The organism is Pseudomonas sp. ADAK21 (assembly GCF_012935735.1).
Lineage (GTDB): Bacteria > Pseudomonadota > Gammaproteobacteria > Pseudomonadales > Pseudomonadaceae > Aquipseudomonas > Aquipseudomonas proteolytica.
Window position 1 is genome coordinate 1105086 of sequence record NZ_CP052857.1, and the last position, 24212, is coordinate 1129297.

The following is a 24212-nucleotide window of genomic DNA, read 5'->3' on the forward strand; positions in this document are numbered from 1 at the left end:
CAACCCCTTAGAAATAACCCTGACGTTTTTTGTCTTCCATGGAGCCGGCGCCATCGTGGTCGATGACACGGCCCTGGCGCTCGGAAGTTCGCGTCAGGAGCATTTCCTGGATGATGTCCGTCAGCGTCTCGGCTTCGGACTCCACCGCGCCCGTCAACGGGTAGCAGCCAAGGGTACGGAAACGTACTTTCTTTTTGACGATACGGGCTTTGTCTTCGTCGGACAGGTGCTCGAGGATGCGCTCGTCGTCGATCATGATCAGCGTACCGTTCTTCTCGATCACTTCCCGTTCGGCGGCGAAGTACAGCGGCACGATGGGGATGCCTTCGAGGTAGATGTACTGCCAGATATCCAGTTCGGTCCAGTTGGACAGCGGGAACACACGGATCGACTCGCCCTTGTTGACGTTGCCGTTGTAGACGTTCCACAGCTCCGGGCGCTGGTTTTTCGGATCCCAGCGGTGCTTGCTGTCGCGGAACGAGTACACGCGCTCTTTGGCACGGGATTTCTCTTCATCGCGACGGGCGCCGCCGAATGCTGCGTCGAAACCATACTTGTCCAAGGCCTGCTTGAGGCCTTCGGTCTTCATGATGTCGGTGTGCTTGGCGCTGCCGTGGGTGAACGGGTTGATGCCCTGCGCGACGCCATCCGGGTTGACGTGGGTGATCAGTTCCAGGCCCAGTTCCTCGACCATGCGGTCGCGGAATTTGTACATTTCCTGGAATTTCCACTGGGTGTCCACATGCATCACCGGAAACGGCAGCTTGCCCGGGAAGAATGCCTTGCGCGCCAGATGCAGCATCACGGCGGAGTCTTTGCCGATGGAGTAGAGCATTACCGGGTTGTCGAACTCGGCGGCAACCTCACGGATGATGTGGATGCTCTCCGCCTCCAGCTGTTTCAGATGCGTCAGTTTGTCGACCATGGCTACTCACGGAAAAACGATTCTTTTTGGACGGCCTGCGGGCCGTGTTCGAGCGGGGCATGCTAGCACAGCACCTTCTTCTATTCAGGGAGCCAGCTAGATCGAAACGGTATATGGATATACCGCCTCGTTTGGCCGTACATCGCCCCGTAGGAGCCGCCTTGCCGGCGATGGCGTCCTTGAAATCAATGCATGACTCAAGGGCCTCATCGCCGGCAAGCCGGCTCCTACAGTGGACGCAATGGAGGCTTAGATCGGGTTGGGGCAGTCGATGAACAGGTGTTCCAGGGCAAAGCGCCGGGCCAGGTAGTCGCCCAGGGCCTGCACGCCGTAACGCTCGGTGGCGTGATGGCCGGCGGCGATGAAGCTGATGTCGTTTTCACGGGCGCTGTGGAACGTCTGCTCTGAAGCTTCGCCGCTCAGGTACAAGTCGACTCCGGCCGCCACGGCCTGGTCGATGTAGCCCTGACCGCCGCCGGTGCACCAGCCCACGCGGCGGATCATCGCGCTGCCTTCGATCAGCAGCGGCTCGCGGCCCATGGCTTCCTGCACACGACGGGCGAAATCGCGCGCCGACAGCGGCTCGGCCAGGGAGCCCACGAGGCCCACAACCTTGAGGTTGTCCGGGTCCAGCGGGCCTTCGACGGTGATGTCCAACTGACGGGCCAATTGCACGTTGTTGCCCACTTCCGGGTGCAGGTCCAGCGGCAGGTGGTAGGCCAGCAGGCTGATGTCGTGCTTGAGCAGGGTCTTGAGGCGGCGCTGCTTCATGCCGGTGATGCACGGGCTTTCGCCTTTCCAGAAATAGCCGTGATGCACCAGCACCAGGTCGGCCTTGGCCTCGACGGCTGCATCGAGCAGCGCCTGGCTGGCAGTCACGCCACTGACAATACGCAACACCTGCGGCCGCCCTTCGACCTGCAGGCCATTGGGGCAGTAATCGGCAATTTTTGCGCTGTTCAAGTAGCGATCTGCTTCTTCAACCAGGGTGCTCAGGGCGACGGCCATAAAAGACTCCTAAATATCCCGTTCAGAGGCGCTCGCGGCCTCGTATAATGCGCGACATTATGGGCGCTCCCGCGCCCCCTGCAACCTGTCAGGACTTACTTGATGCTCAAGGCGCTGCGTTTTTTTGGATGGCCATTGTTGGCCGGCGTGCTGATCGCGATGCTGATTATTCAGCGTTATCCGCAATGGGTCGGCCTGCCAAGCCTGGACGTCAACCTGCAACAGGCGCCGCAAACCAGCGCGGTGCAACAGGGCCCGGTGACCTACGCCGATGCGGTGGTGGTCGCGGCGCCTGCGGTGGTCAACCTGTACACCACCAAAGTCATCAATAAACCGGCGCATCCGCTGTTTGAAGACCCACAGTTCCGGCGCTTTTTCGGTGACAACTCGCCCAAGCAGCGCCGCATGGAATCGAGCCTCGGCTCCGGGGTGATCATGAGCCCGGAAGGCTACATCCTGACCAACAACCATGTGAGCACCGGCGCCGACCAGATTGTGGTGGCCCTTCGCGATGGCCGCGAAACCCTGGCGCGGGTGGTGGGCAGCGACCCGGAAACCGACCTTGCGGTGCTGAAAATCGACCTGAAGAACCTGCCCTCCATTACCATCGGCCGCTCCGAAGGCCTGCGCGTCGGCGATGTGGCGCTGGCCATCGGCAACCCGTTCGGCGTCGGCCAGACCGTGACCATGGGCATCATCAGCGCCACCGGGCGTAATCAGTTGGGCCTCAACAGCTACGAAGACTTTATCCAGACCGACGCAGCAATCAACCCAGGCAACTCCGGCGGCGCGCTGGTGGATGCCAGCGGCAACCTGACGGGCATCAACACCGCGATTTTCTCCAAGTCCGGTGGCTCCCAAGGCATTGGTTTCGCGATCCCGGTAAAGCTGGCGATGGAAGTGATGAAGTCGATCATCGAGCACGGCCAGGTGATCCGTGGCTGGCTGGGGATTGAAGTGCAGCCGCTGACCAAGGAGCTGTCGGAGTCCTTTGGCCTGACCGGGCGCCCAGGCATTGTCATTGCCGGCATCCTGCGCGGCGGACCAGCGGAAAAAGCCGGGATGCAGGTGGGCGATGTGATCCTCAGCATCGACGGCGAACCGGCGGGCGATGGCCGTCGTTCGATGAACCAGGTAGCGCGGATCAAGCCAACGGAAAAGGTCGCGATCCAGGTCATGCGCAACGGCAAAGAGATCAAACTCCTGGCCGAAGTGGGGCTGCGGCCGCCGCCAGCACCGGTTAAAGAGCAAGAATAAAGGGCGTTCTTAAAGAGATACACTCTCAACAGTCATGTTATATTATTTCAATATTGATATTGGAATGTTAGACCATGACGTCTCGAAAGTTTGCGCCTCTGGCCGGTCTCGCCTTGGGATTGCTGGTGGACCCGGTGTTTGCAGAAGACACCAACACCCTAGAGTTGGGCACCACCAGCATCACCGGCGAGGCGTATGAATCCGCCACCGGCCCGGTCCAGGGCTACCGCGCGACCCGCTCGGCCAGCGCGACCAAGACCGACACGGCCCTGCGCGATATCCCACAATCGATCAGTGTGATTCCCGCCACAGTGCTCAAGGACCTGGGCAGCAACAACGTCGAGCGCGCCCTGGAGTTTGCCGGCGGCGTGTCCAAGCAGAACAACTTCGGCGGCCTGACCCTTTACGAGTACAGCATTCGCGGCTTCACCACCTCACAGTTCTACCAGGACGGTTTCAGCGCCAACCGCGGCTACCCCAGTACGCCGGACACGGCCAATATCGAACGCATCGAAGTGCTCAAGGGCCCCGCCGCCAGCCTGTATGGCCGTGGCGATCCCGGCGGTACCGTAAACATCGTCACCAAGAAGCCCCAAGCCGACGCCTTCACCACCGTACAGACCAGCGCCGGCAGTTGGGATCGCTACCGCACCGCCGTCGATATCAACACCCCGCTGGACAGCGAAGGCCAGGTGTTATCGCGGGTCAACCTGGCGGTGGAAGACAACCACAGCTTCCGCGATCACGTGCAGAGCAAGCGGGTGTTTGTTGCGCCCTCCTTCAGTTGGCAACTGGACCCGGACACCAGCCTGCTGGTGGAGAGTGAGTTCGTGCGCCACAGCTCGACCTTCGACCGGGGCATCGTGGCCCCCAACAACCGTTGGAGCGGCATGTCGCGCTCGACCTTCCTCGGCGAGCCCAACGACGGCGATATCGACAACCACAACAACCGTCTGCAAGCCACCCTCGAGCATCACTTGAACGATGCCTGGAAGCTGCGCCTGGCCAGCCATTACAAACAGGGCAGCCTGTGGGGCGAAGCCTCGGAGAGCCGTGCGCTGAATGCCGACGGTCATACCATCAACCGGCGCTACCGCCAGCGCTCGATGGGGTGGCATGACAGCATCACCCAACTGGAACTGCGCGGCCTGTTTGAGGTGGGCAGTTGGCAGCATGAACTGCTGATCGGCACCGAGTACGAGGACTACCGCAAGAAAGAACGGGTAACTGCCATCGCCGGCAGCTACCCGATTGATATCTACCGGCCGGTCTATGGCCAGCCCAAGCCCAATGGCCAGCGCTCGGGCAGTGATTTTTTCACCCAGGTGAAAAGCCAGGCGCTGAACCTGCAAGACCAGATCATCTTTACCGAGCGCCTGCGCGGTGTGGTTGGCATGCGCCTGGAGCACGTCGAGCAACGTTCAGAGGACTTCACCCGTAACGGGGTCAAGACCCAGAAAACCCACGACGTCATGACGCAGCGGGCCGGCCTGCTGTATCAACTGACCCCACAAGTGGGCCTGTTTGCCAACGCCTCCACCTCGTTCAAACCACAAAGTGAGCTGGATGCCGCCGGCAATTTCCTCAAGCCCGAGGAAGGTGTCGGTTATGAAGTGGGCATCAAGAGCGAGCTGTTCGACGACCGCCTGAGCACCACCCTCGCCGCCTTCCATATCGAGAAGGAAAACACCCTGGCCACGGACCCGGCCACCGACACCAAGCGCGCCATCGGCAAGGCCCGCAGCCAGGGTTTCGACCTGCAATTGACCGGGCAACTGACTGACGCCGTGCGGGTGATTGGCGCCTTTGCCTACATCGACGCAGAAGTGACCAAGGGCGACCAAGACGTGCCCACCGGCAGCCGCATTCTCGGCGTGGCCAAGCGCAGTGGCAGCCTGTTGGGCGTGTATGAGTTCCAGGATGGCGCCCTGCGCGGCTCTGACGTGGGCGCGGCGTTTACTTATGTCGGCGACCGTTCGGGCGAGGCGGGCAAAAGCTTCGAGTTGCCGGCCTACCACACCGTCGACCTGCTGGCCCATTACAAAGCCAGCGATAACGTCACCGTGGGCCTGAATCTCAACAACCTGTTCGACGAAAAGTACTACGAGCGCTCCTACAGCAACTACTGGGTCAACCCCGGAGAGCCGCGCAACTTCACCGTCAGCCTGACCCTCAACCTGTAAAAGGACGTCCCCATGCAAGCGCTCAAATCATTGGCCGTGCTCGGTCTGCTGTTCGCCACCCAGGTCTCGGCCCATGGCCTGTGGACCGAGCAACGCCGGGGCCATATCGAGGTGGTCTATGGCCACGGTGCCGAAGACGAAGCCTTCAAGGCGAAGAAGGTCAGCGGTGCCTGGGCCTATGACCCCAGTGGCCGGATGATCCCGGTGACGGTGCAACGCCTGGACGACCAGGCGCGCCTGCACCCGCTCAAGCCGCCTGCGGTGCTGGCGGTGGCGTTTGATAATGGCTTGTGGTCGCAAACCCCGGACAAGAAGTGGGTGAACAAGGGCCGCAGCCAAGTACCCGGCGCCCTCGAAACCACCCAGGCGCTGAAGTACAGCCTGGCGATCTATCAGGCCGGGGCCAAGTTGCCCAAGCTGGATCAATTGAGGATGGTGATCGTGCCCGAGGTCGATCCGCTCACCGTTGGCCCTGGCAAATCCCTGCCGGTGCGGGTGTTAATCGATGGCAAGCCTGCTGCGGGGATCAAGTTGATTGGCGACTACCGCAGCGCGCCGAACACCTTGAGCACCGAAACCGACAAGGATGGCCGGGCCCAGGTAATGGTGCGCAACGAGGCGTTGAATGTGATTGCGGCGCAGGTGGAAGTACCGGTCCAAGGTGATAGCGAGATCCAGACCCGTGCGCTGTTCAGCTCACTGACCTTCCTCGGCCAACCGCACCACGAATAAACCCCCAGTGAACCCATCTGGGAGCTGGCTTGTGCAGGGGCTGGCTTGTGTGGGAGCTGGCTTGCCTGCGATAGCATCACCGAGGTCGGATAGACACACCGAGGTGCCCGCATCGCAGGCAAGCCAGCTTCCACATCAGCTCCCACACCAGCCCGCTGCCACGCTAAAGGCTGACAGGCGCTCTTTCGCACAAGGTGTTGAGCGCCACCGCCCATTGCGGATCATCATTGAGGCACGGCACCAACACCAACTCCTCGCCCCCGGCTTCGCGGAACTGCTCCAGCCCGCGATCACCGATCTCTTCCAGGGTCTCGATGCAATCGGCGACAAACGCCGGGCACATCACCAACAACTTCTTCACCCCTTGCTGGGCCAATGCCTCCAGGCGTGCCTCGGTGTAGGGTTCGATCCACTTCGCCCGGCCCAGGCGCGACTGGAACGCCACCGACCATTTATCGTCCGGCAGGCCCATGCGCGCAGCAAAGTCACGGGCGACGCTGAAGCACTGCCCGCGATAACACGTCGTGCGCACCTCGGGCGAGGCATTGGCGCAGCAGTCACCACTGCCTTCAAGCGAATGCCCAGGGTTGAGTTTGTTCAGGTGCCGTTCCGGCAGGCCATGGAAGCTGAACAGCAGGTGATCGTAATCCTGCTGCAAGTGCGGCCTGGCACTGGCCACCAGGGCGTCGAGGTATTCCGGCTGGTCGTAGAACGGTTGCAGGATCGAGAACTGCAGGTCGAGTTGCTTATCCCGCACCACCCGTCGCGCTTCTTCAATCACCGTGGTCACGGTGCTGTCGGCAAATTGCGGATACAGCGGCGCCAGCGTGACCTTGCTGATGCCCTGCCCGGCCAGGCGGGTGAGTACACTTTCGATCGAGGGTTCGCCATAGCGCATCGCCAGCTCCACCGGACCCTGCGTCCACTGGGCGGTCATCTGCTGCTGCAGGCGGCGACTGAGGACTACCAGCGGCGAGCCTTCTTCCCACCAGATCGAGGCGTAGGCATGGGCCGACTGCGCGGGACGCTTGATCAGGATCAGCGACACCAGCAAGCGCCGGACCGGCCACGGCAGGTCAATCACATAGGGGTCCATCAAAAACTGATTGAGGTAGCTGCGCACATCGGCCACCGAAGTGGACGCCGGTGAACCCAGGTTGACCAGTAACAACGCGTGATCCGTCATGCAACATCCTATCTCTAGAGGCGGCTGGACAAGTCGTCCAGGGCCGCGTGCAAATCAGTGAACTGAAAAATGAAACCGGCAGCCAACAGCCGCTCGGGTACTGCCCTCTGCCCCCCCAGCAATAACCCGGACAACTCGCCCAGCCCCAGCCGCAGGGCAAACGCCGGCATGGGCATGAACGCCGGGCGGTGCAGGACCTGGCCCAGGGTCTTGGCGAACTCGCGGTTACGCACCGGCTGTGGTGCGCAGGCATTATAAGGACCGCTGGCGTCAGGTTTATGCAGAAGAAAATCAATCAGGGCGATTTGATCCTTGATATGCACCCACGGCATCCACTGCCGACCATTGCCGATAGGCCCGCCCAGCGCCAGCTTGAAGGGCAGCAACAGCCGCGACAAAAAGCCGCCCTCAGGCGCTAGCACCAAGCCAGTACGCACCAGCACCACCCGCAAGCCAAAAGCTTCGGCACGCTGGGCGGTTTCTTCCCAGGCGATGCATAACTGGCTGGGGAAATCGTCCTGCACCGGGCCGCTGGCTTCGGTCAGCTCACGCTCACCACCATCGCCGTACCAGCCCACCGCCGAGCCGCTGATCAATACCGCAGGTTTGACTGCCAGGCCCTCGAGCCAGGCCAGCAGGGTTTCCGTCAGGCTGATCCGGCTGCTCCACAGCAACGCCTTGCGTTTGTGGGTCCAGAGGCGGTCGGCAATCGGCGCGCCGGCCAGGTTGATCACCGCATCCACCGGCTGCGTTACATCCTGCAAACGGGCGACGCCCTGCACTTGCGCACCGCACAGCGTGGCGACTTGCGTGGGGTTGCGGCTCCAGACCGTCAACCGATGCCCCTGGGCGCTCCAGTGTTGGCAGAGCTGGCGGCCGATCAGACCCGTACCGCCGGTCAGCAAAATGTGCATGAGATCTTCCTCCTGTAACGTTGGCCGAGCGTCGCTGGTCTATTTTATAAGCAGGGATCTTTTTAATCGGCGCAACCTAGGTTTAACCATAGGTCACGCGACACATTCAGGCATGCCGAAACTTATACCAAAAAACAATATTGTACAGCTATTGGTGTCGGCGTAGTCTGTACCCAACGGTAAAACGAGGCCTCCCATGACTGTTCCTATCGCGATCATCGGTACCGGCATCGCCGGACTTTCGGCCGCCCGAGCGCTAAAAGATGCCGGGCACGTTGTACAACTCTTCGATAAAAGCCGCGGCAGTGGCGGGCGCATGTCCAGCAAGCGCAGCGAGGCCGGTGCACTGGACCTGGGCGCGCAGTATTTCACCGCGCGCGACCGACGTTTCGTCAATGAAGTCCAACGTTGGCAAGCCAATGGCTGGGCTGCCGAGTGGGAGCCGCAACTCTACAATTGCCAATCCGGCCAACTGAGCCCCTCCCCGGACGAACAGACCCGCTGGGTCGGCACCCCGCGCATGAGCGCCATCACCCGCGCCCTGCTCGATGACCTGCCGGTGGAGTTTGGCTGCCGTATCACCGAAGTGTTCCAGGGCCAGCAACACTGGAACCTGCTGGACGCCGATGGCGGCAACCACGGCCCCTTCAGCCACGTGATCATCGCCACCCCGGCGCACCAGGCCACTGCCCTGCTGGCGGCAGCGCCGAAACTGGCGAGCACTGCCGCCGGGGTGAAAATGGACCCGACCTGGGCCATCGCCCTGGCCTTCGACACGCCGCTGGATACCCCCATGGAAGGCTGCTTTGTACAGGACAGCCCCCTGGATTGGCTGGCCCGCAACCGCAGCAAACCCGGGCGCGATGCCACGCCCGACACCTGGATCCTGCATGCCAGCAGTGCCTGGAGTAAAAAGCACCTGGACCTGCCCAAGGAAGCCATTATCGAATTGCTGCACGGCGCCTTTGCCGAATTGCTGCACTGCAGCATGCCGGCGCCCTCCTTCAGCCTCGCCCACCGCTGGCTATACGCCCGCCCGGCGGGCAGCCATGAATGGGGCGTACTGGCGGACGCCGACCTGGGGTTGTACGTGTGTGGCGACTGGTGCCTGTCCGGCAGGGTCGAAGGCGCGTGGCTCAGCGGCCAGGAAGCGGCGCGGCGCCTGCTCGAACACCTGCAATGAACCGCATCAACCCGGCGAAATTGCTGCTCTCGAAATGGACGGCCACGCAACCTCGGCACAAGGAAAAACATTTCCTGGTCACCGAATTGTTTCGCGATGACGAAGGCAGCGTGCTGGAGATTGAACTGCAAGCCGTCCTCACCCGCCGTTCAGAGCGCCTGGCCTGGCAAAGCCTGCAAGATGCCGAGCGCTGGAAAATCGGCTGGACGTAAAAACCTGTACAAATAATTTGACTTGTACAGCCTCAGACCTATGATGAGATTAAGTTGTACAGAAATTAAATTCTGTACAGGAATCTTGTAGAGGTTTTGCCATGTCCACCCCTGTGTCCGCCACCGGCAAACCCAAGATCGCCATCAGCGCCTGCCTGCTTGGCGAAAACGTGCGCTTCAACGGCGGGCACAAGCAATCCCCCCTGTGCAGCCAGACACTCGGTGAATACTTTGACTTCGTGCCGTTGTGCCCCGAAGTCGCCATTGGCCTGGGCATCCCCCGCGAGCCGATTCGCCTGGTGGGCGATCCGCAGCAACCGCAGGCCGTGGGCACCGTGCACCGTGAATTGAATGTAACCGCGCCCCTGGACGCCTATGGTCAACAAATGGCCGCCGAGCATACCGACCTGTGCGGCTACATCTTCATGCAGAAGTCGCCGTCCTGTGGCCTGGAACGGGTCAAGGTCTACCGCGACAACGGCACCCCGGTGGATGGCGGCGGGCGCGGCATCTATGCCCAGGCCTTCTGTGCCCGCCACCCCAACCTGCCGGTGGAAGAAGACGGTCGCCTGCACGACCCGGTGCTGCGCGAAAATTTCCTGACGCGGGTGTTCGTGTATGCCACCTGGCAGCAACTGCTGGCAGAGGGCTTGACCCGTCATCGCCTGCTGGCCTTCCACTCGCGATACAAATACCTGCTGATGGCCCACAGCCCGGCCCACTACAAGAGCCTGGGTCATCTGCTGGGCAGCATGGGCAAGGGCTGCGACCTGCAAGCCCTGGCCAGCGACTATTTCACTGAGCTGATGAGCGCACTGAAGAAGTGCGCGACCCGTGGCACCCATTCCAACGTGCTGCAACACATCAGCGGCTACCTCAAGCAAGCCCTCAGCGCCGACGACAAACAAGAAATGCAGACCCTGATCGGCCAATACCGTCACGGCATCGTGCCGCTGGTGGTGCCGCTGACCCTGCTCAAACATCACTTTCGCCAACACCCGGACCGCTACATCGCGCAACAGGCGTACCTGCAGCCCCATCCGGAAAATCTCAGCCTGCGTAATGCGATCTAACCCATGAATGTTTCCCTGCAACACCCAACCCCCCCCGTCGAAGACGTGGCCCAGGCCCTGGAACAAGGCTGGCTGCCGATTCGCGAAGTGGCGCGCCAAACCGGGGTCAACGCGGTGACTTTGCGCGCGTGGGAGCGGCGCTATGGCTTGATCGTGCCCCAGCGCACCCCCAAGGGCCACCGGCTGTTCAACGCCGAACATGTGCAGCGCATCCAGACCATCCTGACCTGGCTCAACCGTGGCGTGCCGGTCAGCCAGGTCAAGCAGTTGATCGACAACGCCCAGCCGGTGGACGACAGCATCGAAAACGAATGGCAGAGCCTGCGCCAGACGCTGGTGCAGGCCATCGCTCAACTGGCCGAACGCCGGGTGGACGATGTGTTCAACCAGGCCATGGCCCTCTACCCACCGCGCACTCTGTGCGAGCAGCTGTTGTTGCCGCTGCTCAAGGAACTGGAACAGCGCTGGCAGGGCCAGTTCGGCGCACAAATGGAGCGGGTGTTTTTCCACTCCTGGCTGCGCAGCAAATTTGGCGCGCGGATGTATCACAACAATCGCCAGCTCAATGGCCCGCCGCTGCTGTTGATCAATCATTCCGACCTGCCGCTGGAGCCACACCTGTGGCTGAGCGCCTGGCTGGCCAGCAGTGCCGATTGCCCGGTGGAGGTCTTCGACTGGCCGTTGCCCAACGGCGAACTGGCCTTGGCCGTTGAGCATTTGCAACCGCGCGCCGTGCTGCTGTACTCAAGCAAGGCCATCCATCTGGCGGCCCTGCCGAAACTCTTGAGCGGCACCAACTGCCCGACCCTTATCGCCGGACCAACGGTGTGCATCCACCAGGCCGAGTTGGCGGTATTAACCCAAGACATTCCTCAGTTGTTGCTGGCCGAAGACCCGTTGTCGGCTCATCAACTCCTGATCCAGCGTGGGCTTCTTTAAATGCACCTGATCTGGCTGCGCAGCGACCTGCGCCTGCATGACAACACCGCCCTCGCGGCCGCCTGCCAGCGTGGCCCGACGGCGGCGGTGTACTTGATCACTCCTGGGCAATGGCTGGCCCATGACGACGCACCGTGCAAAGTCGACTTCTGGCTGCGCAACCTCAAGTGTCTGGGCCAGGCACTGGGTGAGCTGAACATCCCATTGCTGATCCGCCACGCGGACACGTGGGACCAAGCCCCACAGGTATTGCTGCAGTTGTGCCAGGAGTTGTCGGTCCAGACCGTGCACATCAACGAAGAGTACGGGATCCACGAGAGCCGGCGTGACGCTGCCGTGGCCCAGGCCCTGGAAGCCCAAGGCCTGGGTTTTTACCGCTATCTGGACCAATTGCTGTTCCAGCCCGGCAGCGTGCTGACCAAGACGGGCACCTACTTCCAAGTGTTCAGCCAGTTTCGCAAGGTCTGCTACAACCGCCTGCACAGCGCCCTGCCACGTCGAGTGCCAACCCCCAAGGCCCAGGCCGCGCTGCCATTGGCCAGTGATGCGGTTCCCGAGCAAGTCCCAGGGTTTGCCCCGCCCAGCGACACCCTGCGCGCACTTTGGCCGGCCGGTGAAGACGAGGCACAGCGGCGCCTTGAGCAGTTTGCCGACGCTCAGATCAGCTACTACAAGGACGAGCGCGACTACCCGGCCAAGCCCGGCACCAGCCAACTGTCGGCATACCTCGCAGCCGGCGTGGTTTCGCCGCGCCAGTGCCTGCATGCGGCGCTGCAAAGCAACCAGGGTGAATTCGAAAGCGGCGATATCGGCGTCATCACCTGGATCAACGAGTTGCTGTGGCGCGAGTTCTATAAACATATCCTGGTGGGCTACCCACGGGTGTCGCGCCACCGTGCGTTTCGCCCGGAAACCGAAGCCGTGGCCTGGCGCCATGCCCCCGCTGACCTTGCAGCCTGGCAAGAGGCGCGCACCGGCCTGCCGATCATCGACGCCGCGATGCGCCAACTGCTGGAAACCGGCTGGATGCATAACCGCCTGCGCATGGTGGTGGCGATGTTCCTGACCAAGAACCTGCTGATCGACTGGCGCGAAGGCGAGCGCTTTTTTATGCGGCACTTGATCGACGGCGATCTGGCGGCCAACAACGGCGGCTGGCAGTGGAGTTCGTCCACCGGCACTGACTCGGCGCCGTACTTCCGCATTTTCAGCCCGCTGAGCCAGTCCGAGAAATTCGACGGCGAAGGGCGCTTTATCAAGCAGTGGCTGCCGCAACTGGCGGGCTTGAACAAGAAGGAAGTGCACAACCCCGACGCCGCCGGCGGCCTGTTTGGCGTGGCCGACTACCCGCGCCCCATCGTCGACCTCAAGCATTCCCGTGAGCGCGCGTTGGCGGCCTTTCGTGCCCTGCCCTCACGCCAGGCGGTGGGAGGCGTGTATGAGTGACTTCCTGCGCCAGTTCGCCCAGTCCTTCGCCCGCCTGGACAAGCACAACCTGCACCTGCTCGACAGCCTGTACAGCCAGGACATATCGTTTACCGACCCACTGCATCAGGTCCACGGTATCAGCGCGCTGCAAGCGTACTTCGCCCAGCTTTATAGCAACGTCGAGCAACTGCGTTTTGACTTCCACGCCTTCGACCACGTGGCCGATGGCGAGGGTTATCTGCGCTGGACCATGAGTTTCTGCCACCCACGCCTGGCGGGTGGCCGACAGATTCAGGTCGAGGGCTGCTCCCATCTGCTATGGCACGACAAGGTTTACCGGCACCGCGATTACTTTGATGCTAGCGCGCTGCTTTACGAACACCTACCGGTCCTTGGCCGGCTGGTCCGTTGGTTGAAAGGGAGAATGGCATGAGCCTGAAATCGCCACGACGTTATTGGCTGACAGGGGCAAGCAGTGGCATCGGTGCCGCATTGGCCGAAGAACTGCTCGGCAGTGGTGCGCAGGTGGCGCTGAGTGCGCGCTCCAAGGCGCCACTGGAACAACTGGCCCAACGCTACCCCGGGCAAGTGCTGGTGGTCGCCGGCGACTTGACCAACAGCCAGGTGGTACGGGAAATCGGCGAACAGATCGCGCAAACCTGGGGCGCCCTGGACACCGTGATCCTCAATGCCGGCACCTGCGAATATGTGGATGCCAAGCAGTTCGATGCCTCGATTATCGAACACGTGGTGCGCACCAACCTGCTGGCCAGCAGTTACTGCATCGAAGCCGCGCTGCCGCTGCTGCGTGCCGGGCAAACCCCGCATTTGGTGGGGGTCGCCAGTGCCGTCACCTACCTGCCGATGCCCCGCGCAGAAGCCTATGGCGCGTCCAAGGCCGGCCTGCGCTACTTGTTCGAATCCCTGCGCATCGACCTGTCGCCCGAAGGCATCGACGTCACGGTAGTGAGCCCCGGTTTCGTCGACACCCCACTGACCGAACGCAACGATTTCCCTATGCCTCTGAGCTGGCCGGCGGACAAAGCCGCACGGCATATCTTCGGCAAACTTGAAAAACGCCCACTGGAGATCGCCTTCCCGGCCCTGTTCATCGCCACCCTGTGGCCGCTGTCGAAACTGCCGAACCGCGCGCAACTGATTATCGGCAAACGCATGCTGCGCAGCCCGCCGCCGCACAAGGACAACCTGTGAAAGTCGCGATTATCGGCAGCGGTATTTCCGGGCTGACCAGCGCCTATCTGCTCAGCCGCCGCCATGACATCACGCTGTTCGAAGCCGCTGACCGAATTGGCGGCCATACCCACACGGTAGACGTGACCGTCGACGGCGCACAGTACGCGCTGGACACCGGCTTTATCGTGTTCAACGACTGGACCTACCCCAACTTCATCCGCCTGCTGCAGCAAATTGGCGTGCAGTTCAAGCCGACCCAAATGAGCTTCTCGGTCTGCGCCCCGGAGGAAAACGTCGAGTACAACGGCAATAACCTCAACAGCCTGTTCGCCCAGCGCAGCAATATCCTGTCTCCGGGTTTCTGGGGCATGTTGCGCGACATTCTGCGTTTCAATCGCCAGGCGCCCCTGGATTTGCAGGAACAACGCATCAGCGCGCAGATGACCCTGGGTGAATACTTGCAGGCGGGCAATTATGGCCCGCGGTTTATCCGCCACTACATCGTGCCCATGGGCGCGGCGATCTGGTCGATGTCCCTGGCGGACATGCTGGCCTTCCCGCTGCAGTTCTTCGTGCGGTTCTTCAAAAACCACGGCTTGCTGTCGGTGAATAATCGGCCGCAATGGTGCGTGATCGAAGGCGGGTCCAGCCGCTATATCGAGCCACTGACCCACTCGTTTCGCCAACACATCCGCCTCAACTGCCCGGTACAGAAAGTCGAGCGCACGCCAGAAGGCGCAGTGATCTACAGTGCCGACGGCCGCGAAATCTTCGACAAAGTGATCTTCGCCTGCCACAGCGACCAGGCCTTGGCTTTGCTGGACGATCCCAGCCTGGCCGAACAGCAGATCCTGGGGGCGATAACCTACGCCGACAATGACGTGGTCCTGCACACCGATACGCGCTTGCTGCCCGACCGCCGCCTGGCCTGGGCCAGTTGGAACTATCGGCTGGACGCCAGCACGCACAAGCCGGCAGCCGTCACCTACGCCATGAACATCCTGCAAGGGATCGACAGCGACACCACCTTTTGTGTGAGCCTCAACCAGACAGCGATTATCAACCCGCTGAAAATCCTTGCCCGCTACACCTATGCCCATCCGCAATACAGCCTGGCGGCGGTGGCGGCACAGGCACGCTGGGAAGAATTGCATGGCGCCCAGCACACCTATTATTGCGGGGCCTACTGGGCCAGCGGCTTTCATGAAGACGGCGTGGTCAGCGCCCTGCGCGTGGCCCAGGCGTTTGGGGAAACCCTGTGAACAGCGCCCTCTACAGCGGCTGGATTGCCCATCGGCGATTTACCCCCAAGGGGCATGCCTTTCGCTATCGCATCGGCCTGCTGTACCTGGACCTCAGCGAACAGGAGCAGGTGCTGGGGCTGTCACCGTTGGCCGGCAGTGGCCGCTTCGCGCCCTTTGCGTTTCGCCAGCAGGATTACCTGCGTGAGTTGACCCGCGATGGCACCTGCTTGAGCGACGCCGTGCGCCAACTGGTCGGCACGACCCTTGGGCATACACCCCAAGGCAATATCTGCCTGCTGACCCAGGCCCGCAGTTGGGGCCTGGCATTTAACCCGGTGAGTTTCTTCTACTGCTTCGAGGGCGACGGGCAACTGGCGGCGATTGTCTGTGAAGTGACCAACACCCCGTGGCGCGAGCGCTACCACTATGTGCTGCCCGCCCGGGCCCTGGCGGGCGGCGAGCATCAGCATTTCGCGGTGGCCAAGGCATTTCATGTATCGCCCTTCCTGCCCCGGGATCTGCAATACCGCATGAGCTTCAGCCCGCCCGGCCAACGCCTGGGGGTGCATATGGCCGACTGGCAAGGCGAGAGCAAGGTGTTCGACGCCACCTTGAGCCTGCAACGCGAAGCCCTCGACCGCGCCAGCCTGCATCGCTACTTGCGGCGCTTTCCGTGGATGACCGCCAAGACCTGCCTGGCTATCTACTGGCAAGCCCTGCGCCTGCTCCTTAAACGCACACCGATTTTCCCCCATCAGGCGGCCGATGACGCCTGTGCAATTGGGTATCCCAAGGATCGCCACCATGAAATCCCCTAGCTTATCGATCAAATCCCAGCGCCTGAACATCAACGGCCTGACCGGCGCGCTGTTGCGCAAAGCCGTGCTACGCCAACTCGGCAAGCTGCGCCATGGCCAACTGGTGGTGATCGAGGACGGTGAACGCCAGGTGTTCGGGGCACGGGAAGCGCATTTGCTGGGTGAGATCCAGATCCTCGACCCGGCCGTGTGGGGCCTGGTGGCTGCCAACGGTTCCATCGGCGCGGGCGAGGCGTTCATTCATGGTTTCTGGAGCAGCCCGGACCTGACTGCCGTGGTACGCGTGATGGTCAGCAACCTTGATGTACTGGACGCCCTCGAGGGTGGCCTGGCCAAGCTGGCCCGCCCCTTCACCCAAGGCTTGCACTGGCTCAACCGCAATACCCGCAAGGGCTCGCAAAAAAACATCGCCGCCCACTATGACCTGGGTAACGACCTGTTCCAGGAGTTTCTCGACCCGACCATGATGTATTCGGCGGCGCAGTTCCTTACCCCCGACGATACGCTGGAGCAGGCACAGCTCAACAAGCTGGAGCGCATCTGCCAGAAACTGGCACTCAAGCCCTCGGACCACTTGCTGGAAATCGGTACTGGCTGGGGCAGCATGGCCCTCTACGCAGCCCAGCAATACGGCTGCCGGGTTACCACGACTACCTTGTCCAAAGAGCAATTTGCCTACACCGAACAGCGCATCCAGGCCTTGGGTTTGCAGAATCAGGTGACGCTGCTGCTGCAGGACTACCGCGACCTGAGCGGGCAGTACGACAAGCTGGTGTCCATTGAAATGATCGAAGCGGTTGGCCATCGTTTCTTGCCCACCTACTTCAAGCAATGCGCACACTTGCTCAAGAGCGACGGGCTGATGTTGCTGCAGGCCATCACCATTCGCGAACAACGCTACGAGCAGGCCAAAAGCAGCGTCGACTTTATCCAGCGCTACATCTTCCCCGGCGGCGCCCTGCCCTGTGTGCAGAAAATGTTGCAGATCGTCAGCCGCGACACCGATATGAACCTGCTGCACATGGAAGACTTCGGCCTGCATTACGCGCGAACCCTGCGCTTGTGGCACGAGAACTTTCGCCGCGCCCATGGCCGGCTCACGGAGTTGGGCTACGACGAATACTTCCTGCGGTTGTGGGAGTTCTACCTGTGCTACTGCGAAGGCGGCTTTATGGAGCGCACCATCGGCACTGCGCAATTGCTGCTGGCCAAGCCCAGCGCGGTGACACAACCGCTGCTCGGGCGTTTCAATGCTTAAAAACCTGGCCAATGCCGCGCTGTTCCAGTGCGGCTGGTTTGCCTGTGTGATGGGGGGCGACAGCCTGTGGTTATTGCTCGGGCTGGTCGTCCTGGCAATTCACCTGCTGTGGATAACTTCATGGGCCGCTGAGGGGCGGTTGATCTTGAGCGTGACCGTGCTCGGTACCCTGCTCGACACGCTATTGCGCACGTTAGGCGTGTTCGAGTTCAGTGAACCCGGCCCGTTGATTCCTGGGTGGTTGATCTTGCTGTGGGCGTTGCTGGCGACCACCTTGCGCCATTGCCTGGCCTGGAGCGCGCGGCCCTGGTGGCGCGCAAGCCTGCTAGGGGCCGTGGGCGGGCCGCTGTCGTACTACGCCGGCAGCCAGTTGGCAGGCGTGAGCTTCGGATTTGCCACAGCCCCGACCCTGGTGGCAATCGCGCTGCTTTGGGCCGTGGTATTTCCCGGCCTGCACCGGCTCGCGCGCTGACGTCCGTCAGAGCTTTCACACGCATTCGACCGGCTTGCCTTACACTGCGCGTCTATGACCAACATCCCCCACACCCAAATCACCGAACCCGCCGTCACCTGTTCCACGTGCGCAGCCTGCTGCTGTCAATTGGAAGTCATGCTGATCACCGACACCGGCGTGCCTGATCGCTATATCGACACGGACGATTGGGGCGGCGAAGTCATGCTGCGCCTGGACGACGGCTGGTGCGCCGCGCTGGATCGCGACACGATGATGTGCACGATCTATGAAAAACGACCGCTGATTTGCCGGGAATTCGAGATGGGCGCGCCGGAGTGCCTTGAAGAGCGCCAGGGGATTGCAACGGTCTACCGCTGATTCTGAAAACGGTGGTGGTCACATGTGGGAGCTGGCTTGTGTGGGAGCTGGCTTGCCTGCGATAGCATCACTGCGGTTTGCCTGAAGCACCGAGTCGTCTGCATCGCGGGCAAGCCCGGCTCCCACACAAGCCCGCTCCTACATGGGTCGGGCTGTGCTTGGGGAGTATCAGAGCGGCATGGTGTAGTTCAACGAATAGCTCTCGATACCATCGTTGTGGCTGCTGATGCCCGCGTTGGAATAGTGCGTGGCACGGATCCCCACCTGGTGCCCGCCGGCGAAGCGCAAGCCAAAGCCCAGGCGATCTTCGAACTGGAAAGCCCCGCCGATGTTGTTGTCTTCCACCTTGCTGCGTGAGAACAACGCCACGCCGATCCCCGCTTCGATATAGGGTTTCACCGACTCACCGGCGAACTCATACACAAACACCGGGGAAAACGACAAGCTGCTGACACTGGCGCGTTCGTCACCATCCCAGAAGGTATAGGCGCCGCTCCAGTAGCCGGTCAGGCGCCCGACATCGCTCTGCAACCAGCTCTTGTCCCAGTCCGATTGCAGGCCCAGGCGATAGGTCATGGTCGAATCGCTTGTATGCCCCACCCCAAATTCCAGGCCGGCAGCCTGGGAAGAAACAGAGTGCCCTACCAAAACGGCCGCAATCGCGGCCAAACAGAACAAGCGCTTCATAAGAAACATCCTTTCCAAACGAAGTTGTATGGTTTTGTATTGCTCATCAAGAGCTATAGAAATCACGGACAACGCAGAAGTTCAGCTGAAAAACCCGCTATTTCACGAATTTTTCACAGGGCGAAGCTTCGCACAACGCCGCTGAATTTCCATAGTGTGGGTAGGATATTTCTGAGATGTTGCGGATCACCGCTGGTCCAGAATTGCGCCGCCCGAGGATTGCCCTCGGCCAGCAGTTGGCGTTCGCCCAGCAGGCGCTGCAACTGACGCGCCACTGCCGCGCCGGTGTCGATCAGGATGATTGACGGTGGCAGCAGCGTCGCCAGCAAGGGCTTGAGGAAAGGATAGTGAGTGCAGCCCAGAATAATGGTGTCGCACCCGGCCTCGATCAGCGGCGCGACATACCCTTGCAGCATCTGGCGCAGCGCCGGGCTGTTGAGGTCGCCGGCTTCGATCAGCTCTACCACCCCCGGGCAAGGTTGCGTCACCACCCGCACATCGGTGGCGAAGCGATCCAGCAGCGCGGCGAACTTGGCGCTTTGCAAGGTGCCCGTGGTGGCAAGTACCCCGACCACACCACTGCGCGTCGCGGCAGCCGCAGGTTTGACCGCCGGCTCCATGCCCACCAGCGGCCAATCCGGATAATCACTGCGCAAATCCGCGACCGCCGCCACAGTTGCCGTGTTGCAGGCAATCACAAAGGCCTTGGCGCCCTGCCCGCGGAAAAACTCTGCAACCACCCGCGAACGTTCGCGAATGAATGCCGGGGTTTTCTCGCCGTAGGGGATATGCCCGCAATCCGCCACGTACAGCAGCGACTCATGGGGCAACAAACGATGAATTTCGTCGAGCACCGACAGGCCGCCGACCCCGGAGTCGAATACACCAATCGGTGCATCCTTAACCATGCTGGCGACCGCAGACGCTGCAAGCGGGATCACGCTTGACCCGCAGCTCGCGAAAACGTGTGCCCAGGGCGTCGATCAGCAGCAGGCGGCCGACCAGGGGTTCGCCAAAACCGGCCAGCAGTTTCAGGGCTTCCAAGGCTTGCAGGCTGCCGACCAGGCCTACCAGAGGACCGGCGACGCCGGCTTCGCTACAGGTCAGTTCGGTGTCGCTGCCGTGCCCATATAAACAGTGGTAGCACGGGCTTTCCGGGCGTCGCGGATCGAACACCGAGAGTTGGCCTTCCAGGCGAATCGCCGCACCGCTGACCAAAGGCTTGCCAGCTTCGACGCACGCCGCGTTCACCGCTTCGCGGGTCGCGAAGTTGTCGCAGCAATCGAGCACCAGGTCCACGCCGGCTACGGCAGCGGCCAACGAATCAACGTCCAGCGCAGCGCGGTGGGCAACCAGCCGGATCTCGGGGTTGATCGCACTCAGGCGGCGGATAGCCGAATCGACCTTGCTCAGGCCGACGCTGTCGGTGTCGTGGATGATCTGGCGTTGCAGGTTGGTCAGGTCGACCGTGTCAAAGTCCGCCAGATGCAGCTCACCCACACCGGCGGCTGCCAGGTACAGGGCCACCGGAGCACCGAGGCCACCCAGGCCGACGATCAATACACGGCTGTTTTTCAGGCGCAACTGGCCTTCGATGTCGACCTGTTGCAACAGAATCTGTCGGCTATAGCGCAACAGCTCCTGATCAGTCAGCACGGCCGGCGTCCCAGGCTGATGCGCTCATGGCCGCCGAGGTCGATACGGCTGTGGACCTCGGCAAAACCTTGCGCCAGCAACAGGTCACGCACGGCCGGCGCCTGGTCGTAACCATGCTCCAGCAGCAACCAGCCACCGGCCTCCAGGTGCAGCGGCGCCTGGGCGATGATCAGCCGCAGGTCGTCCAGGCCATCGTGACCTGCGACCAATGCGCTGGCGGGTTCGAAGCGCACATCGCCCGCCACCAGGTGCGGATCGTTGTCGGCAATATAGGGGGGGTTGCTGATGATCAGGTGATAGGTGTGATCTTTCAGGGCGCTGAACCAGTGGCTGTTGAGCACCGTGACGTTATCCAGGTGCAGGCGCTGGCGATTGCGCTCGGCCAGGGCCACGGCCTCAAATACGCGATCTACCGCCGTCACGCGCCAGGCCGGGCGCTCGCTGGCCAGGGCCAGGGCGATGGCGCCGCTGCCGGTGCCCAGGTCGAGGACGTTGGCCGGGCTGGCGGGCAATAATTCCAGGGCCGCTTCCACCAGCAGCTCGGTGTCGGGGCGCGGGATCAACGTGTGCGGCGCGACTTCCAGGTCGAGCTTCCAGAAGCCCTGCTGGCCGAGGATGTAGGCCACCGGCTCACCGCTGCGACGACGTTGCAGGTAGCCGGCAAAACGTAGCGCGTCTTCGCTGCTGACGATTTTTTCTGGCCAGGTGTGCAGGTAGCTGCGGGACTTGCCCAGGGCAGCCGCCAGCAGCAACTCCGCATCCAGACGGGCAGTCGGCGAGTCGGGCAGCTCGGCGGCGCGCAACAAGCTGGCAATAATGGTCATTTATTCACCTATCGCGGCCAGTTGGTCGGCCTGGTATTCGGCAAGCAACGGCTCGATCACTGCGTCCACGCCACCGGCAAGGATTTCGTCCAGGGAATACAGGGTCAGGTTGACCCGATGGTCGGTGACCCGGCCCTGGGCGTAGTTATAGGTGCGAATGCGCTCGGACCGGTCACCCGAGCCCACCAGCAACTTGCGCTCGCTGGCAATCGCGTTGGCGGCGGCGCTGGTCTGCTGGTCGTTGAGCTTGGCCGACAGCCAGGACATGGCCCGCGCACGGTTCTTGTGCTGGGACCGCTCTTCCTGGCACTCCACCACAATGCCGGACGGCAGGTGAGTGATGCGGATTGCCGAGTCGGTCTTGTTGACGTGCTGACCACCGGCGCCGGACGAACGATAGGTGTCGACACGCAAATCTGCCGGATTGATTTCGATGGTTTCCTGCTCGTCCGGCTCGGGCAATACCGCCACGGTGCAGGCCGAGGTGTGGATGCGGCCTTGGGACTCGGTGGCTGGAACGCGCTGTACGCGGTGGGCGCCGGATTCGAACTTCAGCTTGCCGTAGACGTTCTCGCCTTCGACCCGGGCGATGATTTCCTTGTAGCCGCCGTGCTCCCCTTCGTTCTCGGAGAGGATTTCGACACGCCAGCCGCGACGCTCGGCATAGCGCGAATACATGCGGAACAGGTCGCCGGAGAAGATCGCCGCCTCGTCGCCGCCGGTACCGGCGCGGATTTCCAGGAAGACGTTGCGCCCATCGTTAGGATCCTTGGGCAGCAGCATGCGTTGCAGATCGCCTTCCAGCTCAACGAGCTTTTCCTTGGCTTCGCGGACTTCTTCCACGGCCATTTCACGCATGTCCGGGTCGCTGTCCTTGAGCAGCGCCTGGGCGCCTTCGAGGTCGGCCTGCACTTTGAGCAGTTGCGAGTAGGTGGTCACGATCGGCTCAACTTCGGCGTATTCCTTGGAATAGGCGCGGAACTTGGTTTGATCGGAAATAACCTCGCCATCGCCAAGCAAGGCGGTCAGTTCTTCGAAACGGTCCTGGAGCACGTCCAGTTTATTGAGCAGTGACGCTTTCATTGCAGTTTTTTATCCGAAGAGCTGTCTGACGCGCCCTCACCGAGGGCAAAGAGTTCCTGGGCCATGGCCAGCGCATCGAGGCGGCCTTCGGCTGTCAGTTTTTTAAGCTGTACGCTGGGAGCATGCAACAGCTTGTTGGTGAGGCCACGGGCCAATTGCATCAAAATATCTTCAGCGTTACCGCCATTGGCCAGCAGACGCTGGGCCTTGAGCAATTCCTCGTCACGCAAGCGCTCGCCCTGTTGGCGATAGGCCTTGAGCACATCCACGGCAGCCAGCTCGCGCAGACGCACCATAAAGTCATCGGCGCCGATCGCGACCATTTCCTCGGCAGCCTGGGCAGCACCCTGGCGGCTCTTGAGGTTTTCGGCGACCACTTCATGCAGGTCGTCGACGCTATAGAGGTAAACGTCGTCCAACTCGCCGACTTCTGGCTCGATATCACGGGGAACGGCGATATCCACCATGAAAATCGGCTTGTGCTTGCGCAGCTTCAACGCGCTTTCCACCGCCCCCTTGCCCAGGATCGGCAGCTGGCTGGCGGTGGAGCTGATCACGATATCGCTGCGCACCAGCTCGGCCGGGATGTCAGCCAGCAATACCGCGTGGGCACCGAACTCTTCGGCCAGGATGCTGGCGCGCTCCAGGGTTCGGTTGGCTACCACGATACGCTTGACGCCCAGGTCATGCAGGTGCCGGGCGACCAGGGTGATGGTCTCGCCCGCGCCGATCAGCAGGGCCTGGCTGCGCTGCAGGTCGCTGAAGATCTGCTTGGCCAGGCTGACGGCAGCAAAAGCCACGGAGACCGGGTTTTCACCGATCGCCGTATCGGTGCGCACCTGCTTGGCCGAATTGAAGGTGGCCTGGAACAAACGCCCCAGCAACGGCCCCACGGTCCCGGCTTCGCGGGCCACGGCGTAGGCCGACTTCATCTGGCCGAGGATTTGCGGTTCGCCCAGCACCAGCGAATCAAGCCCGGATGCAACACGCATCATGTGACGAACTGCCGCATCATCTTCATGCACATAAGCACTGGCGCGCAGGTCATCCAGGCTCAAATGATGGTAATCAGCCAGCCAGCGCAGCACGACATCCGCCGAAAGATGTTCCTGCTCTATATAGAGCTCGCTGCGATTGCAGGTGGAAAGGATCGCAGCTTCGCGGCTGTCGGTGAGCCGGCACAGCTGCTGCAAAGCCTCAACCAATTGCTCCGGGGTAAACGCCACGCGCTCGCGGACGTCTACAGAAGCAGTCTTGTGGTTGATACCCAGAGCAAGGAAGGCCATTCAATATCGCTGATGATGTCGAGAAGCCGACAATTGTCCTACTTCGACTCATCCAGAACAACCACCGTCGTCTATTGTCCTAATGCCTTGTGTCTATAAAGACCCTTTGCAGGAGCGAGCTTGCTCGCAAAAATCGTCAACGAAAACGCTGGCACCTTGGGTAAACGCGGCGTCTTGGCGTTTTTCGCGAGCAAGCTCGCTGCTACATAGAAGGCATTTAAGGCAATACGAGTGCCCCGGTTATGTTTGGCCGAGGGCTTGTGTCATGATGATCCGACCGCAGGTTAGTC

General features: G+C 61.7%; 25 protein-coding genes. 15 read left to right on the forward strand and 10 right to left on the reverse strand.

Annotated features, from left to right (window positions below):
• Positions 1-7 precede the first annotated feature (7 nt).
• Together cysD and HKK57_RS05130 are read right to left on the reverse strand one after the other, a co-directional pair.
• On the reverse strand, positions 8-925 hold the full coding sequence (gene cysD, locus HKK57_RS05125; protein WP_029295601.1) for a sulfate adenylyltransferase subunit CysD: 918 nt from the start codon (positions 923-925) through the stop codon (positions 8-10).
• A gap of 249 nt (positions 926-1174) precedes the next feature.
• Complete coding sequence (locus HKK57_RS05130; protein WP_029295607.1) at positions 1175-1933, reverse strand: Nif3-like dinuclear metal center hexameric protein; 759 nt, start codon at positions 1931-1933, stop codon at positions 1175-1177.
• 102 nt (positions 1934-2035) lie between these two features.
• Here HKK57_RS05130 and algW point away from each other — a divergent pair, with 102 nt between their 5' ends.
• From algW to HKK57_RS05145, 3 genes are all read left to right on the forward strand, one after another.
• Positions 2036-3190: a Do family serine endopeptidase AlgW gene (gene algW / locus HKK57_RS05135; RefSeq protein ID WP_029295609.1), complete on the forward strand. Its 1155-nt coding sequence runs from the start codon at positions 2036-2038 to the stop codon at positions 3188-3190.
• Between the two features lie 74 nt (positions 3191-3264).
• A complete protein-coding gene (locus HKK57_RS05140) occupies positions 3265-5373 on the forward strand; it encodes a TonB-dependent siderophore receptor (RefSeq protein WP_169389868.1) in 2109 nt (702 codons plus the stop codon).
• A gap of 12 nt (positions 5374-5385) precedes the next feature.
• A complete protein-coding gene (locus tag HKK57_RS05145) occupies positions 5386-6105 on the forward strand; it encodes a DUF4198 domain-containing protein (protein ID WP_169389869.1) in 720 nt (239 codons plus the stop codon).
• 163 nt (positions 6106-6268) lie between these two features.
• On the opposite strand, the gene hemH is transcribed toward HKK57_RS05145, so the two are convergent.
• The gene (gene hemH, locus HKK57_RS05150) at positions 6269-7291 is read right to left on the reverse strand and encodes a ferrochelatase (RefSeq protein WP_154907742.1); all 1023 of its coding nucleotides are present in this window, start codon (positions 7289-7291) and stop codon (positions 6269-6271) included.
• Positions 7292-7305: 14 nt separating this feature from the next.
• Entirely contained in the window at positions 7306-8205 is a 900-nt protein-coding gene (locus tag HKK57_RS05155) for a TIGR01777 family oxidoreductase (RefSeq protein ID WP_169389870.1), read from the reverse strand.
• Between the two features lie 196 nt (positions 8206-8401).
• On the opposite strand from HKK57_RS05155, the gene HKK57_RS05160 reads away from it, so the two are divergent.
• The 12 genes from HKK57_RS05160 (at position 8402) to HKK57_RS05215 (ending at position 18386) form a co-directional block, all read left to right on the forward strand.
• Entirely contained in the window at positions 8402-9388 is a 987-nt protein-coding gene (locus HKK57_RS05160; RefSeq protein WP_029295620.1) for an NAD(P)/FAD-dependent oxidoreductase, read from the forward strand.
• Entirely contained in the window at positions 9385-9600 is a 216-nt protein-coding gene (locus HKK57_RS05165; RefSeq protein WP_070996794.1) for a TIGR02450 family Trp-rich protein, read from the forward strand. The genes HKK57_RS05160 and HKK57_RS05165 overlap by 4 nt, the downstream gene beginning before the upstream one ends.
• Before the next feature lie 113 nt (positions 9601-9713).
• On the forward strand, positions 9714-10673 hold the full coding sequence (locus HKK57_RS05170) for a YbgA family protein (RefSeq protein WP_083335493.1): 960 nt from the start codon (positions 9714-9716) through the stop codon (positions 10671-10673).
• 3 nt (positions 10674-10676) lie between these two features.
• Positions 10677-11612, forward strand: coding sequence for a MerR family transcriptional regulator (locus HKK57_RS05175; protein WP_029295628.1), 936 nt, complete (start codon positions 10677-10679; stop codon positions 11610-11612).
• On the forward strand, positions 11613-13058 hold the full coding sequence (gene phrB / locus HKK57_RS05180; RefSeq protein WP_169389871.1) for a deoxyribodipyrimidine photo-lyase: 1446 nt from the start codon (positions 11613-11615) through the stop codon (positions 13056-13058).
• A complete protein-coding gene (locus tag HKK57_RS05185) occupies positions 13051-13473 on the forward strand; it encodes a nuclear transport factor 2 family protein (protein WP_169389872.1) in 423 nt (140 codons plus the stop codon). Before phrB ends, HKK57_RS05185 begins: the two co-directional genes overlap by 8 nt.
• Positions 13470-14252 (forward strand): SDR family NAD(P)-dependent oxidoreductase, encoded by a 783-nt coding sequence (locus tag HKK57_RS05190; RefSeq protein ID WP_029295635.1) that lies wholly within the window; start codon positions 13470-13472, stop codon positions 14250-14252. Before HKK57_RS05185 ends, HKK57_RS05190 begins: the two co-directional genes overlap by 4 nt.
• Entirely contained in the window at positions 14249-15496 is a 1248-nt protein-coding gene (locus HKK57_RS05195; protein WP_133715576.1) for an NAD(P)/FAD-dependent oxidoreductase, read from the forward strand. The genes HKK57_RS05190 and HKK57_RS05195 overlap by 4 nt, the downstream gene beginning before the upstream one ends.
• Positions 15493-16296, forward strand: coding sequence for a DUF1365 domain-containing protein (locus tag HKK57_RS05200; protein WP_070996784.1), 804 nt, complete (start codon positions 15493-15495; stop codon positions 16294-16296). The genes HKK57_RS05195 and HKK57_RS05200 overlap by 4 nt, the downstream gene beginning before the upstream one ends.
• Positions 16283-17554 (forward strand): SAM-dependent methyltransferase, encoded by a 1272-nt coding sequence (locus HKK57_RS05205; protein WP_029295644.1) that lies wholly within the window; start codon positions 16283-16285, stop codon positions 17552-17554. The genes HKK57_RS05200 and HKK57_RS05205 overlap by 14 nt, the downstream gene beginning before the upstream one ends.
• On the forward strand, positions 17547-18026 hold the full coding sequence (locus HKK57_RS05210; protein ID WP_070996782.1) for a DUF2878 domain-containing protein: 480 nt from the start codon (positions 17547-17549) through the stop codon (positions 18024-18026). Before HKK57_RS05205 ends, HKK57_RS05210 begins: the two co-directional genes overlap by 8 nt.
• A gap of 54 nt (positions 18027-18080) precedes the next feature.
• Entirely contained in the window at positions 18081-18386 is a 306-nt protein-coding gene (locus tag HKK57_RS05215) for a YkgJ family cysteine cluster protein (RefSeq protein WP_029295648.1), read from the forward strand.
• Between the two features lie 168 nt (positions 18387-18554).
• On the opposite strand, the gene HKK57_RS05220 is transcribed toward HKK57_RS05215, so the two are convergent.
• The 6 genes from HKK57_RS05220 to hemA all read right to left on the reverse strand — a co-directional run bounded on the left by HKK57_RS05220 (position 18555) and on the right by hemA (position 23922).
• Positions 18555-19073, reverse strand: a complete 519-nt coding sequence (locus HKK57_RS05220; protein WP_070996779.1) for an acyloxyacyl hydrolase — start codon at positions 19071-19073, stop codon at positions 18555-18557.
• Positions 19074-19186: 113 nt separating this feature from the next.
• Positions 19187-19981 carry a glutamate racemase gene (gene murI / locus HKK57_RS05225; RefSeq protein WP_169389873.1) on the reverse strand — a complete coding sequence of 265 codons (795 nt, stop codon included), beginning with the start codon at positions 19979-19981 and terminating at the stop codon, positions 19187-19189.
• Positions 19974-20729: a molybdopterin-synthase adenylyltransferase MoeB gene (locus HKK57_RS05230; RefSeq protein WP_092233535.1), complete on the reverse strand. Its 756-nt coding sequence runs from the start codon at positions 20727-20729 to the stop codon at positions 19974-19976. The genes murI and HKK57_RS05230 overlap by 8 nt, the downstream gene beginning before the upstream one ends.
• Positions 20723-21553: a peptide chain release factor N(5)-glutamine methyltransferase gene (gene prmC / locus HKK57_RS05235; RefSeq protein ID WP_029295656.1), complete on the reverse strand. Its 831-nt coding sequence runs from the start codon at positions 21551-21553 to the stop codon at positions 20723-20725. Before prmC ends, HKK57_RS05230 begins: the two co-directional genes overlap by 7 nt.
• Positions 21554-22636, reverse strand: coding sequence for a peptide chain release factor 1 (gene prfA, locus HKK57_RS05240; protein WP_029295658.1), 1083 nt, complete (start codon positions 22634-22636; stop codon positions 21554-21556).
• The gene (gene hemA / locus HKK57_RS05245) at positions 22633-23922 is read right to left on the reverse strand and encodes a glutamyl-tRNA reductase (RefSeq protein WP_029295660.1); all 1290 of its coding nucleotides are present in this window, start codon (positions 23920-23922) and stop codon (positions 22633-22635) included. Before hemA ends, prfA begins: the two co-directional genes overlap by 4 nt.
• Between the last annotated feature and the right edge of the window lie 290 nt (positions 23923-24212).